At 49.2% G+C, this 13,709-nt stretch carries 16 protein-coding genes and 2 tRNA genes; 10 read left to right on the top strand and 8 right to left on the bottom strand.

Annotated features, from left to right (window positions below; translation table 11 throughout):
• Positions 1-14 precede the first annotated feature (14 nt).
• The 5 genes from N5910_RS06190 (at position 15) to N5910_RS06170 (ending at position 4,253) form a co-directional block, all read left to right on the top strand.
• Positions 15-1,004, top strand: coding sequence for a beta-ribofuranosylaminobenzene 5'-phosphate synthase (locus N5910_RS06190; RefSeq protein ID WP_074359159.1), 990 nt, complete (start codon positions 15-17; stop codon positions 1,002-1,004).
• A complete protein-coding gene (gene hacB / locus N5910_RS06185; protein WP_074359158.1) occupies positions 1,001-1,510 on the top strand; it encodes a homoaconitase small subunit in 510 nt (169 codons plus the stop codon). Before N5910_RS06190 ends, hacB begins: the two co-directional genes overlap by 4 nt.
• A gap of 4 nt (positions 1,511-1,514) precedes the next feature.
• Complete coding sequence (locus tag N5910_RS06180) at positions 1,515-2,123, top strand: HVO_0476 family zinc finger protein (RefSeq protein ID WP_074359782.1); 609 nt, start codon at positions 1,515-1,517, stop codon at positions 2,121-2,123.
• Between the two features lie 168 nt (positions 2,124-2,291).
• Positions 2,292-2,945, top strand: coding sequence for a protein-L-isoaspartate O-methyltransferase (locus N5910_RS06175; RefSeq protein WP_074359157.1), 654 nt, complete (start codon positions 2,292-2,294; stop codon positions 2,943-2,945).
• 45 nt (positions 2,946-2,990) lie between these two features.
• Entirely contained in the window at positions 2,991-4,253 is a 1,263-nt protein-coding gene (locus N5910_RS06170) for a tRNA (N(6)-L-threonylcarbamoyladenosine(37)-C(2))-methylthiotransferase (protein ID WP_074359781.1), read from the top strand.
• A 378-nt stretch (positions 4,254-4,631) separates the two neighbouring features.
• Here the strand turns inward: N5910_RS06170 and N5910_RS06165 are convergent.
• Both N5910_RS06165 and N5910_RS06160 read right to left on the bottom strand, forming a co-directional pair.
• Positions 4,632-4,704 (bottom strand) — tRNA-Phe (locus N5910_RS06165).
• Between the two features lie 4 nt (positions 4,705-4,708).
• Positions 4,709-4,780: transfer RNA gene (locus N5910_RS06160), tRNA-Val, on the bottom strand.
• 376 nt (positions 4,781-5,156) lie between these two features.
• Here N5910_RS06160 and N5910_RS06155 point away from each other — a divergent pair.
• Together N5910_RS06155 and N5910_RS06150 are read left to right on the top strand one after the other, a co-directional pair.
• Complete coding sequence (locus N5910_RS06155; RefSeq protein WP_238337858.1) at positions 5,157-5,321, top strand: hypothetical protein; 165 nt, start codon at positions 5,157-5,159, stop codon at positions 5,319-5,321.
• Positions 5,322-5,449: 128 nt separating this feature from the next.
• Complete coding sequence (locus N5910_RS06150) at positions 5,450-6,895, top strand: sensor histidine kinase (RefSeq protein WP_261599422.1); 1,446 nt, start codon at positions 5,450-5,452, stop codon at positions 6,893-6,895.
• A 45-nt stretch (positions 6,896-6,940) separates the two neighbouring features.
• Here the strand turns inward: N5910_RS06150 and N5910_RS06145 are convergent, their stop codons facing one another.
• Both N5910_RS06145 and hmtA1 read right to left on the bottom strand, forming a co-directional pair.
• On the bottom strand, positions 6,941-7,432 hold the full coding sequence (locus N5910_RS06145; protein ID WP_074359154.1) for a rubrerythrin family protein: 492 nt from the start codon (positions 7,430-7,432) through the stop codon (positions 6,941-6,943).
• Positions 7,433-7,702: 270 nt separating this feature from the next.
• On the bottom strand, positions 7,703-7,909 hold the full coding sequence (gene hmtA1, locus N5910_RS06140) for a histone HmtA1 (protein ID WP_074359153.1): 207 nt from the start codon (positions 7,907-7,909) through the stop codon (positions 7,703-7,705).
• 152 nt (positions 7,910-8,061) lie between these two features.
• On the opposite strand from hmtA1, the gene cofH reads away from it, so the two are divergent.
• Positions 8,062-9,177: a 5-amino-6-(D-ribitylamino)uracil--L-tyrosine 4-hydroxyphenyl transferase CofH gene (gene cofH, locus N5910_RS06135; RefSeq protein ID WP_074359152.1), complete on the top strand. Its 1,116-nt coding sequence runs from the start codon at positions 8,062-8,064 to the stop codon at positions 9,175-9,177.
• A 104-nt stretch (positions 9,178-9,281) separates the two neighbouring features.
• On the opposite strand, the gene N5910_RS06130 is transcribed toward cofH, so the two are convergent.
• The 4 genes from N5910_RS06130 to N5910_RS06115 are packed head-to-tail and all read right to left on the bottom strand — an operon-like array spanning position 9,282 to position 13,011.
• Complete coding sequence (locus N5910_RS06130) at positions 9,282-9,632, bottom strand: cyclophilin-like fold protein (protein WP_074359151.1); 351 nt, start codon at positions 9,630-9,632, stop codon at positions 9,282-9,284.
• Entirely contained in the window at positions 9,610-10,296 is a 687-nt protein-coding gene (deoC, locus tag N5910_RS06125) for a deoxyribose-phosphate aldolase (protein WP_074359150.1), read from the bottom strand. Before deoC ends, N5910_RS06130 begins: the two co-directional genes overlap by 23 nt.
• A 43-nt stretch (positions 10,297-10,339) precedes the next feature.
• Complete coding sequence (locus N5910_RS06120) at positions 10,340-11,947, bottom strand: tRNA uridine(34) 5-carboxymethylaminomethyl modification radical SAM/GNAT enzyme Elp3 (RefSeq protein WP_074359780.1); 1,608 nt, start codon at positions 11,945-11,947, stop codon at positions 10,340-10,342.
• 23 nt (positions 11,948-11,970) lie between these two features.
• The gene (locus tag N5910_RS06115) at positions 11,971-13,011 is read right to left on the bottom strand and encodes a site-2 protease family protein (RefSeq protein ID WP_074359149.1); all 1,041 of its coding nucleotides are present in this window, start codon (positions 13,009-13,011) and stop codon (positions 11,971-11,973) included.
• A 43-nt stretch (positions 13,012-13,054) separates the two neighbouring features.
• On the opposite strand from N5910_RS06115, the gene N5910_RS06110 reads away from it, so the two are divergent.
• On the top strand, positions 13,055-13,354 hold the full coding sequence (locus tag N5910_RS06110) for a PRC-barrel domain-containing protein (protein WP_261599421.1): 300 nt from the start codon (positions 13,055-13,057) through the stop codon (positions 13,352-13,354).
• A gap of 20 nt (positions 13,355-13,374) precedes the next feature.
• On the top strand, positions 13,375-13,677 hold the full coding sequence (locus tag N5910_RS06105) for a DUF2098 domain-containing protein (protein ID WP_074359147.1): 303 nt from the start codon (positions 13,375-13,377) through the stop codon (positions 13,675-13,677).
• Positions 13,678-13,709 lie beyond the last annotated feature (32 nt).

Genomic DNA, 13,709 nt, shown 5'->3' with positions numbered 1-13,709 from the left:
GAGTGGTAGTCGAATTGATAATAAACACACCATCCCGACTCCACCTGACCCTCATAGACCTCAACGGTGAGAGGGGCCGCCTTGACGGTGGAGTCGGGATCACCATAAAAGAACCGGAACTGGTAATAAGGGCAGAAGAATCCGATGCCACGATGGTTAAATTCCCCCATGATACCTCTGAGGCACTGCAGCGGGAGTACGCCTCAAAGATAGGGGATGCTGCCGAGAGGACCCTCAAGTACCTTGGGAGTGATGAGCACTTTTTATTCAGTGTCGAGGAGATGTTCCCATCCCATTCAGGGCTGGGTTCAGGGACCCAGATAGCCCTTGCAACCGCAAGGCTCATAGCAGAGCACCATGAGGTGGAATTAAATGCAGAGGAGCTTGCCAGGATAGTTGGAAGGGGAGGGACATCAGGCATCGGCGTGGCATCCTTTGAGTATGGTGGATTCATAGTTGATGCCGGTCACAGCAGGAAGGAGAAAAAGGATTTCCTGCCGTCATCTGCATCGACAGCCTCACCACCCCCTGTCATTGCAAGGTATGAGTTTCCTGAGGACTGGAAGATCATCATTGCAATTCCCGATATAGACAGGTCGGTCTCGGGGAGGAGGGAGGTTAACATATTCCAGGAATACTGCCCCTTACCCCTTTCAGAGGTTGAGAAGCTCTCCCACATCATCCTCATGAAGATGATGCCGGCCGTTCTGGAGGGTGACATAGAATCCTTCGGTGAATCAGTAAACGAGATACAGACAACAGGATTCAAGAAGATCGAAAGGGAACTTCAGGATCCACTGATAGACAGGATAATAGATAACATGATATCCGCAGGGGCACATGGTGCAGGTATGAGCTCCTTCGGCCCGGCGGTGTATGCGGTCACAGACGAGAACCCCGGGGACGTGCTGGGGGCTGCAAGGGAAGCGATGCCCGGGGGCCAGGCATTCATAACAGGCGGCCGTAACAGCGGTGCCATGATAGGTAAAGGAGGCATACCATGAATTCAGTGATAAAGGGAAGGGTTTGGAGATTCGGTGATAACATTGACACTGACATAATAATCCCTGGACGCTATCTGAGGACCTTCAGTCTCGATGAACTCGCATCCCACGTAATGGAGGGGATAGACCCTGAATTCGCATCAAAGGTCCGGAAGGGTGACATCATAGTTGCCGGGCGAAACTTTGGATGCGGCTCATCAAGGGAGCAGGCTCCGGTAGCCCTTAAACATGCAGGGGTATCTGCCATCATCGCAGAGTCCTTTGCAAGAATATTCTACAGAAACGCAATAAACATTGGCCTGCCTGTTATAATGGCTGATGTTGATGCAGAGGATGGTGATGAGATCAGGGCTGACCTCAGGGAGGGTGTCATCGAGAATATCACCAGGCAGAAGAAGTACAGGATGAAGCCCTTCAACGATTACATGCTATCCATACTTGAGGACGGGGGTCTTGTGAAACACTACCTCAGGACCCTTGGAGTATCTGAAGAAGATGAGGGGTAATGAAATGCAGTGCCCGATATGCGGATCCACATCATTCAGGGTCCTGAAGAGCAGGACCGATGAATCAAGGACCCGGAAGGTAAAGCACCTGGTGCTTGAATGTGATGAGTGCGGAACGGTCTTCAGGGACAGGCTGGTAATTGAAAATCCCGAGAAACACCGTGTAATCATAAGCGAGCACGGTGAATCCTACAGGGATTACGTGGAACTGTACCCTGATGAGGAACTCTCCACAGGCGACGCCATAACTGTAGGGGGTAAACTTGTTGAGATAACCTCCCTTGAACTCAAAAGCGGTAAGAGGGTTGATAAATCCACAGCATCCGAGGTTGAGACCGTCTGGGCAGCATCCCTTGAGGCCCCTGCAAGGGTGGGTGTATCTGTGGACCTTCATGGCAGGGTCTACTCAAGGAAGGTGGAGGTTGACAGGGACTTTGTATTCAGGGTCGGTGATGTCATGAAACTCGGGGAACACGTCTTCAGGATCAGGGCCATAAAGACATCCGAGGGAATGATAAGGAGAGGCTCTGCAGAGGCACATTCTGTTAAAAGGGTTTACGGCCGCCCTGTTAACCTTCGATTTAAACATGACCTCACAGGCAGGATGATATAATATGCTCTCAGGCTTGCAGTGGGGAGAAATGGGTGTGAACCTACGCACAGGCAGGATGATATAATATTTTCTCAGGTCTGATGATTTATTGATATTTACCCGCTGTCGCCAGACAAGATATGGTTCTAAGAGAACAGGTATCAGGGAAGCAGCAATTCAAGTGGTTTGATGATTGATGAGAGAAGGAGGATGGTTCAGGAACTCATTGATAAGGGTTACATAAGGTCAGAGCCGGTAAGGCGGGCAATGGAGAAGGTCCCCAGGGATGAGTTTGTCCCTGAGGAGGAGAAACACAGGGCCTACATGGACATGCCCCTCCCGATAGGTGAGGGACAGACCATATCAGCACCCCACATGGTTGCAATGATTGCAGAGATACTGGACCTCAGGGAGGGGATGAAGGTCCTTGAAATTGGGAGCGGCTGCGGTTACAATGCGGCGGTGATAGCCGAGATTATAGGGAAGGATGGCCACCTCTACACCATTGAGAGGATAAGGTCCCTCTATGAAAGGGCCAGGAGAAAGCTCAGGGAACTTGGCTATGACAACGTGACAGTCATACATGGTGATGGAAGCCAGGGGTGGCCGGAGGAGGCCCCCTATGACAGGATATATGTGACTGCAGCAGCACCCTACGTCCCTGAACCCCTCATGGAGCAGCTGGGGCTTGGGGGTAAACTTTTAATACCTGTTGGTTCTGATAAATTTTACCAGGAACTTGTTTTAATTGAAAGGATCTCTGATGAGGATTACCGGTCAGAGAACCTTGGCGGTGTTGCCTTCGTACCTCTGATAGGTAAACATGGCTGGAAATTCCACTGAAATCATCTCAGGGATCATAAGTCTTTACAGAGGATTGATATGGATCTGAAGGTTTATATTGAGACATTCGGATGCACCTTTAACCAGGCCGATTCCGAAATCATGGCAGGATTCCTCAGGGAAGAGGGAGCCAGGCTGACGGATATTGATAGTGCTGATGTTATAATCGTTAACACATGCTATGTTAAGCACCCCACGGAGCATAAGGTGATTAACAGGATAAAGAAGCTCCAGGAACTCTACCCTGATAAGGGACTGGTGGTGGCAGGTTGCATGGTTGAGATAGACCCCGGGAAACTTGAAGCCATATCAGGGGACGCGTCATGGCTTGGACCCCACCAGCTTAAAAGGACCCCTGAGGCTGTTAAGGCAGCATGGAGGGGGGATTTAAGGCGCATTACTGGCTTCACATCAGACCTGAAGGTGGGTGTTCCAAAGGTAAGGTCCAACCCCCTTATACACATCCTCCAGATATGTGAGGGGTGCAACGGGAGCTGCAGTTACTGCTGCACAAGGTTTGCCAGGGGCAGAATCCAGAGTTACCCCTCAGATCTCCTCGTTGAGGAGGCGGAAAGAGCTATCTCTTCTGGATGCAGGGAGATACAGTTAACAGCCCAGGACACGGCTGCCTACGGTACTGATACCGGTGAAAGGCTCTCAGACCTCATCAGGAGGATAAGTGAGATCCCCGGTGACTTCAGGATACGTGTGGGTATGATGCACCCTGCCAGTGTCCTCAGGGACCTTGACGGCCTGGTGGAGGCATACACCTCAGAGAAGGTCTACAGTTTCCTCCACCTCCCGGTTCAGAGCGGCAGCGACCGGGTCCTGGCTGACATGAGGAGGGGGCATACTGTTGATGAGTTCCGGATGATAGTTGAAAGGTTCAGGGAAGTGATACCCGACATCTCCATCGCAACAGACATCATTGTCGGTTACCCCACTGAGGATGAGGAGGCCTTTATGGATACCTGCAGGCTCCTTGAGGAGGTTAAACCGGGCTTCATACACCTTTCAAAGTACAGGCACAGGCCAGGCGCCCTCTCATCGTCACTGGATGAGATTGACTTCAGGGACCTTAAGAGGCGTTCAAAGACGATAGAGGAGCTCAAGGGGAAGATAACAGAGAATGAAAATCGTGAACTTGTTGGAACACTTCAGAATATCCTTATAATTGAAAAGGGAAGAAAGGGGGGATTTATAGGTAGAACAGACTCTTACATACCCGTTGTAACCGGGGATGGTGAGATGGGTTCCTTCATGAGGGTTAGGATAAGGGATGCTACCGGGACTTACCTTATTGCTTGACCGATATTAAGATGCAGGGTTTCACACGGTCATAGAAACAGTGCTACCGTAACGTACCTTATCTCCCGATCCCTAACCTATTATGGGTCTCCTGCCTTTTTTTGATGCTTCATCCATTAATATATTTGTTGTTTCTGCAGTGGTGGAGTGTGGAATGGTGGTGCCGTCCTGTGCACTCATTAATCTTTATGGTGCTTCAGTGGACCCTGGAAGTGACACCATTACGGGCATCTTTTAATCTGTGGTGCTGCAGCACGGCTATGGAAGCTCTTACATTTTCCAGCCCTTTACACATGGAGAAGATAGACTTTAGAAAATTCAGCGGTATAATGATTAATGATTTCATAAAAGATTTCATAAAAAGAGGTGGTTTTTGAGTGCCGTGGGCCGGACTTGAACCAGCGACATCCAGATCTTCAGTCTGGCGTTCTCCCAACTGAACTACCACGGCATGATGGGCCGGACGAGATTCGAACTCGTGATCACCTCCGTGTCAGGGAGGTATCATACCCCTAGACCACCGGCCCTCCTTGGTCCTTCTAAACTATGGAAGTAGTCATATATAACCTTTTCCCTTTATCCAATGTATTCCATTAAAATAGCCTGTTTAATTGAGATCCTAAAGCCAGGCAGGTATATTTGGATCCATGAAGCTGCCATGTTTTGAATATTAGGGAATGAAGGATTTTAATTTTTTTATATAATAATTCCAGGATCCTAAAGGGTTTTCAATGCGAAGGCTTTAATCGTAAAAATTTTTATCTGCCAAGAGAAAATAGAATAATTAAGTTAAATCTCTGTTCTATAAGGCCAGGAGGGGAGACATAAACTGTGGGATCACAGAAGGATTCATCAGGTATGTGATGTTATTTATTGAAGAAGCATGGAGTCACAGGTGATCAAGTGGTATACAGAACAGTAGCTGAAAAACTCCAGTTCTACTGGAACAGGAACGCCAGAATTATTATAGTGGCCCTTCTGACACTCTTCTGTTCCATCATGACCCTTTACTTTCACCTAATACTCGGTGTGGGAGTTGTCTTCACCCACGTATTCTACATACGATAGTCCTTGCAGGGATATGGTTCAGACAGAATTCCTTCATCGTAACGGTATTCCTCGGCGCTGTTCTGATAGCAAGCAGCATTTTATCATCTATCGGAGGTCTTACGGAGGATTTTATGCGTTTATCCGTTATGTTCTTTGTCAATACCGTTACAGTGCTCCTTTCAGAGTCGCTTCTGGAATCAGAGGAGGCGGTGAGATACAGTGAGGAGAAATACAGACGCATAATTGAAACTGCAAGGGATGCCATCATTACCGTTGATTCTGATGGCATGGTGGTCTCCTGGAACAGGGGAGCGGAGGACCTGTTCGGTTACTCCTCAGGGGATGCAGCAGGAAAACCCCTCGAGACATTCATACCTGCAGAGCACATCGAAAAGCACAGATTCAATGAGGGGAACCTTGAGGGTATTTCAAAATTCATAGATGATGTTGAAGCGACAAGGAGGGATGGAAGCCGATTCCCTGTGGAATTAACCGTTGTGGGATGGCATTACATGGATGGCGACTATGTAACGGCGGTTATAAGGGATGTATCAGAAAGAAAAAAGGCTGAAGCCAGGATAAGGGAGAGTGAGGAGAAATACAGGGCACTATTCAACCTTTCACCGGAATACATAATACTCCTTGACGTGGATGATGGAAGGATACTTGATATCAATTCAACCCTCGCCGGTAAACTTATGATTCCAAGGGAGAGGATGATAGGAAGATCAGTTTATGACCTTGAGTTCATCAGCGAGGATGCCCGGAGGGAATTCCAATCAAAACTTGAAACAATAAAAAGGGAGGGGTCGGTTGAACCCTACGAGATGGAACTGGAGGACCCTGCGGGTAATAGATACACAGTGAGGATCTACAATAAAAGGATCCATGCAGGGGACAGGGACTCGGTCATCGTGGTCCTCAGTGACATCACGGACCTTAAGAGGACCCAGGAGATGCTTGAAAGGTCCCTTGCCGAGAAGGAACTCCTCCTCAAGGAGATCCATCACAGGGTCAAGAACAACCTCATGATAATCTCAAGTCTGCTGAGCATGCAGTCAAGGCAGATAAAGGATGAGGACACCCTCGAAATCTTCAGGGAGAGTGAGAACAGGGCAAGGTCAATGGCACTGATCCATGAGAGGCTTTACCGCTCAGAGGACCTTAAGAATGTTGATATATCAGAATACATACGCACCCTTGGGGTGGAGATATTCAACAGTTACAATCTGGACCCCTCCATGATCAGGCTCAGCTTTGACATGCAGGAGTTTAGGGCGGATATTGAGACGACAATACCCATTGGACTCATTTTCACGGAGCTCATGACAAACGCCATAAAACACGCCTTCCCTGATGGCAGGGGAGACATAAAGGTTTCACTTAAAAGGAGCGACGGCACCGTGACCCTTGAGGTGAGTGATAATGGCGTGGGCCTTCCAGGGGACCTTGACTGGGAGAGCACACCTTCACTTGGACTTCAGATTGTAAGGGGCCTCAGTGATCAGATAGATGCGAGGGTTGATGTAATATCTGATGAGGGAACCACATTCCGTATAAGCTTTGAGGAACTGGGTTTTAAGAATCAGTGAATTGGTATTTTAAATTTTAAAAAGAAATTATGGGGTCATGAATTCTCAGTCTATCTTTTTGAATTCATCCTTGGGGGCGCCGCAGATAGGGCATCTGTCAGGGGCTTCCCCTTCAACGGTGTTACCGCACCAGTTGCAGACGTAGTAGTCCACCTCAACATTTTCACCAAGGCTCTCAAGGGCCTTACTGTACAGTTCAGCGTGGATCTCTTCAACCTTGTTTGCAACTTCGAAGCTCCAGAGTGCCTGATCTTCGCCTTCAGCCCTGGCCTCTTCAATGAATTCAGGGTACATTTCCTTGAATTCATGTGTTTCTCCTTCAATGGCTTCTTTAAGGTTTTCATCTGTACCCTTAATGGCCTTCATGGCATCAAGATGGTTCATTGCATGGACCGTCTCTGCTGCTGCGGCAGCACGGAACAGCTTGGCCACCTGGTGGTAACCTTCTTCATCGGCCTTCCTTGCAAAGGCAAGGTACAGTCTGTTGGCCTGGGATTCGCCTGCAAAGGCTTCCTTGAGGTTTTCCATTGTTGACATACATAACCACCTCCCTTTACACTTTATTTTTTCATTTATATAATTTTTTCATGGAATGTCAGGGATCATGATGATTCCCAGAGCTTTGAGGATTGCATGGAAACCTTCAGGTCTTTAATTCCATGAAACAGGGAGAGGCATGAAAAATTATCCCTCAGGAATTTTAAAATCTCAGAAGTTTTTAATGGTTACGGAAACGGATTGAATGTATGGTGCGTATAAAGAGCCTTAAGACATTAAAAATAAATAAACAATTGAAAATAGAGTCTCCTATAACTGTTCAGCGGCCATTTTTATGTCAGCGGCTTTAACAGTTTTTCTGCCGGCGTGCTTTGCAAGTTCAACGGCTTTGCGTGAGATTTCTTCACCTGTTTTTTCAAGTGCCTCTGCTAAAGCCTCTTTTGCATCGTCACTTATTCTCTGGGCACCGGCATTTTTTATAATTCTACCGACTGGTGCAATTGGTAATTCAGCCATAATTTCACCTCCAAATTAAGCTGGTAATCTCTACTATTTAAATTTATTGGTTCTGGCGGATTACTGGGCCACAGAGTCAATATGGGGAGAGTTGGATATGAATCTCATCAGAACCAAAAATTTTAAACATATAAAATCAGATACTAAATCGCATGTTTGGCACAGCAGGAATCAAAACCCGCACAAGGAAAATACTTGAAAAGGCGGTTGATGAGCCTATAGGTACCGAGGATGCGCTGTACCTGATGGATGTAACTGGAAGGGACCTTCAGGCCCTTTTAATGGTTGCGGACATTGTCAGGGAATCGGAATGCGGGGACAGGGTCACCTTCATAGAGAACTGGAACATCAACTTCACCAATATCTGTTCAGGAAAGTGCGGGTTCTGCGCCTTCAGAAGGGATGAAATGGATGATGATTCCCACTACCTTGAAACAGAGGAGATCATTAAAATAGCAGAGAAGGCCGTTGAAAATGGTGCCAGGGAGCTCTGCATACAGGGAGGCCTCTACCCGGGACTTGACACATACTTCTACGAGGATCTGATTAGGGAGATAAAATCAAGGTTCCCGGATGTTCATCTTCATTCATTTTCACCAATGGAGGTTTACTATGGAGCACGCAACGCAGAACTCTCCATTGAGGAGGCCCTGAGGATACTGAAAAGGGCAGGTCTTGGTTCAATGCCTGGAACCGCAGCGGAGATACTGAATGATGATGTGAGGTCAGTCATCTGCCCCACCAAACTGAGTACCGGTGAATGGGTTGAGGTTATAGAGACAGCCCACCGTGTAGGCATACCCACAACCTGCACCATGATGTACGGCCACATAGACACCCCTGAGCACAGGGTTGAACACATGGCAATCCTAAGGGACATACAGGAGAGGACAGGGGGATTCACCGAGTTCGTACCGTTACCCTTCATGCACCCCAACGCCCCCATATACCGTGATGGTGATGCAATGCCCGGTGCAACGGGCGCCCAGGACCTCAAGGTTTATGCGATATCAAGGCTCATGTTCAGGGGATTGATAAGGAACATACAGGCCTCATGGGTTAAACTGGGCTTCAAATTCGCCCAGATAGCACTCCTCTCAGGGGCCAACGACTTTGGAGGGACACTTGGAGAGGAGAACATCTCAAGGTCTGCCGGTGCATCCTATGGTGTCAGGACAGAACCCTCTGAGATAGTGAGGGTTGTCAGGGATATAGGCAGGATCCCTGCAAGGAGGGACACACTCTACAGGGAGATCATTGATGTTTAATTATCAGTTTCTCCTCCAGCGCCTGTTTTAGGGGGCACTCTTCTATAATTGTTCAATTCAGGATGTGTCCTGTTCCCGGTTATCTGCAAGTCCTGATTACTGGATCATATTTTTTCTATGATTATCCTGTCGCCCTCATCAACCCGGGAGAAGAGTTCAAGGTTTTCCATGACCCTGCCGATATGGTTGACCTCGGAATAGGGCTGGGTTGATCCAAAGAATATGCAGAGGGCGTATCCAGGCGGCCAGTAGGAGATGTCCCCAGGGGACGCCGTCCCTGAGGGGTTCTCATAGTCAAGGGTTACAGGTATGTCAAAGTAGACCTCCTCCATCCATAGAAGCGCCCTTCCTTCAATGGGGAGGCTCTCATAGATCCTCCTTGCGGATTCAGGGTTCCTGTCATCCAGTTCTCCAATGGCCTGTCCCTTGCCCTCAACGGTTATCCTGATCCTCAACCCTGAATCCCTCCACTATCTCTACACCCGTTGATGTTCCTATACGATCCGCGCCGGCCTCAAGCATCGCAAGGGCTGTTTCAAAGTCCCTTATACCCCCCGCGGCCTTAACACCCATATCATCACCAACGGTCCTCCTCATGAGTCTAACATCCTCTACAGTTGCCCCTGGAAGCCCCCCGTAGGCTGTTGAGGTCTTCACAAAGGCAGCCCCGGCGTCCCTGCTTATAATACACGCCTTCACCTTTTCCTCATCGGTGAGGTAGGCTGTCTCGAGTATGACCTTAACGGGTACTCCCGCAGCCTCAACAACGCCACTCACATCCTCATGGACAAGTTCGGTGTCCCCGGCCTTCATGGCGCCTATGTTCATGACCATATCTATCTCCTCGGCCCCGTTTTCAACGGCCTCCGAGGCCTCAAGGGCCTTCACTGAGGGCGTGCTGACCCCTGCAGGGAAACCAACAACCGAGCATACCATGACTTCAGAGCTGCTCAGGAGTTCGGATGCAAGCCTGACATTTGTGGGTGTTACCACGGCACAACGGAACCCGTATTCTTCAGCCTCCCTGCAGAGCCTCTCAATGTCTGCGGGGGTTGCATCTGCCCTGACATTGGTATGGTCTATAAGGGATGCCAGTTCTTCCTTGCTTTTTATCTTCATCTTTCAATCACCTTCCTTAATGGATGACAGATCTAAAGTTAAATCAAAGCCTTTTTGCCATGTAGGGGCCTTCTCTTTCATAGCCGAACTTCCGGTAGTATTCACGGGCACCTATCCCGCTTGTGACAAGGATACGATCCATTCCGTTTTCCCTTGAGATCTCCTCTGCCTCTGAGAGCAGCTCCTCACCGTAGCCCCTGTGCTGTCCTACGGTTTCGCGCTGTTCACCTATGGGTATCATTGAACCGTAAACATGAAGCTCCCTCACGAGGGCTGTTCTGGAATCAACCTCAGGGCGATGAGCCCTCTCTGATGGGAACCTCAGCCTCAGGAATCCCACGAGAACATCGTTCACAGGGTCCTCCTGGGAGAGGAAGAACTCCCTTCCACCCGTTGCCATGTAATCCTCAACCATGAGGGTCACGCTCTCTTCATCGACTTCAGCACCCCTCCTGGAGAGGTGACCCACCTCACGGCACCTTATGCACCTGCACCTGAAGCCCTCCTCCTCCAAGCGCCGGTAGACCAGTTCACCAAGGTTGGACTTCCTTACACCGTCCACTATGAGCTGTGAGGGTATGTCCCTCTGTATCCTCATTGTCCTGACCCACTTGGGGAGCATCTTCTTTATCTCGACGATGAGGTCAACGGCCTCCTCAGTTGAGTAGGGCCTGTATTCCCCCTTCTCCCACATCCTGTAGAGTTCACTGCCCCTGGTCACAAGGCAGGGGTATATCTTGATCATATCCGGCCTGAAGGAGGGGTCATTGAAGATCCTCCTGAAGATCCGGAGGTCCCTTTCAAAGTCTGAGAAGAGTCCGGGCATAAGGTGCATGGCCACCTTTATGCCGGAGTCCCTGAGTATCCTGTTGGATTCAATGACATCAGCGACACTGTGACCCCTCTTTATCCTCTGGTAGATGTAATTGTAGATGGTCTGAACACCCAGCTCCACCCTTGTAACCCCCAGTCCAAGCATCCGGTCAACGTCCTCCTCACGGCAGTAGTCGGGCCTTGTCTCGAATGTCATGCCCACGCACCGGACAGGGGATGATTCATTGTATTTCTGGGCATCATCCACCTTCACGTAGCCATTATAGCCGGGTATGGTTACCTTCAGGTCCTTCAACTCTGACCCGAAGTCCACCATGGCCTCAAGGCACTTTGAGATGAACCATTCCTGGTAGCAGAGGCTGTGGGAGGGGAAGGTCCCGCCCATCACTATGAGTTCAACCTTGTCCACAGGATGGCCTATGCTGTGAAGCTGTTCAAGCCTGCTGTATACCTGCCTGTATGGATGAAACTCGTGCATCCTGGCCCTCAGGGCTGCGGGCTCCTCCCCTGTGTAACTTGGAGGCGCCTTATCGCTTTCAGGGCAGTACAGGCATCTTCCATGGGGACATTCATGGGGCTGGCACATCACAGCCACCACAGCCACACCCGAAATGGTCCTGGTGGGTTTCTTTCTCAGGATGTCCTCAACAAGTTTCTTCTCATCAGGTTCAGCGTATTTAAGGATTTCAGAGTTGCTCATGAACTTCTTAAGTTTGAATTCTCGGCATGCCCTGTGCTTTGCCCTTTCAAGGTCCTGTCCTGTTTTTATTTTTCCTGAGATTATATCATCGATTATCAGACGGCAGGCATCTCTCATGTTCTTCACCGGAGGTTTGCACATCAATTTTCACGCTTCATTTTCTTATTTCTAAGGAGGTTGAGTGTCCTGAGGATGTCTGTCCTTGAGATTATCCCCCTGAGTCTGCCATCACCCATGACAGGGAGCCTTCCAAGGTTCATGCTGTTGAGCTTTTCAAGGGCGGATATGAGCTCATCATCCTCATTCACGGTCACAACGTCCTCTGTCATGACCTCCCTAACATTTCTGGTTCTTTCTGCATCTGAGAGGTCATGGAAGGTCACTATGCCTATCATTTCATCCCCCTCAACCACAGGGTAGCCCATGTGCTTTTTGCTCATGACGAATTCAAGGGCTTCATCCACGGTGATATCGGGGTCCATGGTCACCGGGTCCCGGGTCATGACATCGGCCACGGTCACACCCTCAAGGAGGGATGATATGAGGGTCGCCTGGTACTCCTGCTCGGCCCCTATGTAGATGAAGAGTCCTATGAGTATGAGGAAGAAATTGTAGAAAACCCCGAGGACAGCCATGAACACCGCGATGATCTTTCCAAGGCTGGCGGCGATTTCAGTGGCCCTCATGTGGCCCATCCGCTCCGCGAGTATCGCCCGGAGTATCCTGCCACCATCCATCGGGAATGCGGGTATCAGGTTGAAGAGGGCAAGGAGGAGGTTAACCGCAAGGAATTCCCCTGCAAGGCCGGTAAGGGGTCCTGTCACATCCAGGAGGATCGGTACAGATACCAGCATTGCGATTAGGATGTTTGTTAGGGGACCTGCAATTGATATGAGGAACTCCCCCCTGGGGACCCTTGGTATCTCCTCCATCCTTGAAACACCACCAATGGGGAGGAGGAGTATGCTGTTTATCTTAACACCGAACCCCATGGCAACGTATGAATGGGCGAGTTCATGTATCACCACCGTTACAAAGACGAGGGTTATGAGGATCGCCAGCTGCAGGGAGACGAATCCAAGGTAGGCGAGTATGTATATGAAGAGCATCAGCAGGAGGAATGAGAAATCCAGTTCAACGGGTATTCCGGCAACCCTGAATATTCTTATTGAATTGGTCATACCCCTATCTATGGGTATCCATGAATAAATTATTTTTTATACCATGGGATACATAGAATACAGTGGTGTTAATATGAAGGTGACGGAGTTCCTAGGACGCAAGGTGCTGGATAAAAACGCGATGGAGATAGGTAAGGTCTCTGACCTGGAAGTGGACCCTGAGAAGGGTGTTATAAATTCCATTATCATATCAAAGGGTGAACTCTCCCTCAAACAGAAGACCTTCATTGTGGGAATGGACAGGGTTGAGAAGGTAGGGGACTACGTTATTATCAGCATATCTGCAGAGGAGGCAGAGGAAGCCCCTGAGGAAGAGGAAACCATTGAAATATCCCCTGAATAAACCACTGTGCGGGGATTGTTATGGAGGTTAAGGATGCTGGTGGCAGGGTGCTCACCGTGGGCATGACCGTACGCTACACAGGGACCGGGACCACCGGTGAGATCTCAGCCATAAAGGTCGAGGATGATAAGGGATGGGCACGCCTTGAGGATTCAGATCTCTGGTACAGCACAGACTACCTTGAAGTGGTGGATAAATCAGAACTGAAAAAACGTGCCGGGAAAAGAAGAGGTCCTGAGGAGACACTTGAAAAGGTCAGGAAGATGAAGGAGGACCTTGAGGATATCGATATGGGTTCAGAGGTCTGTGATGGTGGGGGATGAGCTCCAGACCCCTAATCCATCATACTATTATT

The sequence above is a fragment of the Methanothermobacter wolfeii genome (assembly GCF_025397995.1).
In the GTDB taxonomy this organism is placed as follows: Archaea; Methanobacteriota; Methanobacteria; order Methanobacteriales; family Methanothermobacteraceae; genus Methanothermobacter; species Methanothermobacter wolfei.
The sequence above is the reverse complement of the archived record's forward strand: the minus strand, read 5'-3'. Positions and strand labels throughout refer to the sequence as shown.

Excerpts from the sequence above, each read along its gene's own strand:
- hacB (WP_074359158.1), top strand. The coding sequence starts at position 1,001 with ATGAATTCAGTGATAAAGGGAAGGGTTTGGAGATTCGGTGATAACATT.
- N5910_RS06180 (WP_074359782.1), top strand. The coding sequence starts at position 1,515 with ATGCAGTGCCCGATATGCGGATCCACATCATTCAGGGTCCTGAAGAGC.
- N5910_RS06175 (WP_074359157.1), top strand. The coding sequence starts at position 2,292 with ATGATTGATGAGAGAAGGAGGATGGTTCAGGAACTCATTGATAAGGGT.
- N5910_RS06150 (WP_261599422.1), top strand. The coding sequence starts at position 5,450 with ATGTTCTTTGTCAATACCGTTACAGTGCTCCTTTCAGAGTCGCTTCTG.
- N5910_RS06145 (WP_074359154.1), bottom strand. The coding sequence starts at position 7,432 with ATGTCAACAATGGAAAACCTCAAGGAAGCCTTTGCAGGCGAATCCCAG.
- hmtA1 (WP_074359153.1), bottom strand. The coding sequence starts at position 7,909 with ATGGCTGAATTACCAATTGCACCAGTCGGTAGAATTATAAAAAATGCC.
- cofH (WP_074359152.1), top strand. The coding sequence starts at position 8,062 with ATGTTTGGCACAGCAGGAATCAAAACCCGCACAAGGAAAATACTTGAA.
- deoC (WP_074359150.1), bottom strand. The coding sequence starts at position 10,296 with ATGAAGATAAAAAGCAAGGAAGAACTGGCATCCCTTATAGACCATACC.
- N5910_RS06120 (WP_074359780.1), bottom strand. The coding sequence starts at position 11,947 with ATGAGAGATGCCTGCCGTCTGATAATCGATGATATAATCTCAGGAAAA.
- N5910_RS06115 (WP_074359149.1), bottom strand. The coding sequence starts at position 13,011 with ATGACCAATTCAATAAGAATATTCAGGGTTGCCGGAATACCCGTTGAA.
- N5910_RS06110 (WP_261599421.1), top strand. The coding sequence starts at position 13,055 with ATGGGATACATAGAATACAGTGGTGTTAATATGAAGGTGACGGAGTTC.
- N5910_RS06105 (WP_074359147.1), top strand. The coding sequence starts at position 13,375 with ATGGAGGTTAAGGATGCTGGTGGCAGGGTGCTCACCGTGGGCATGACC.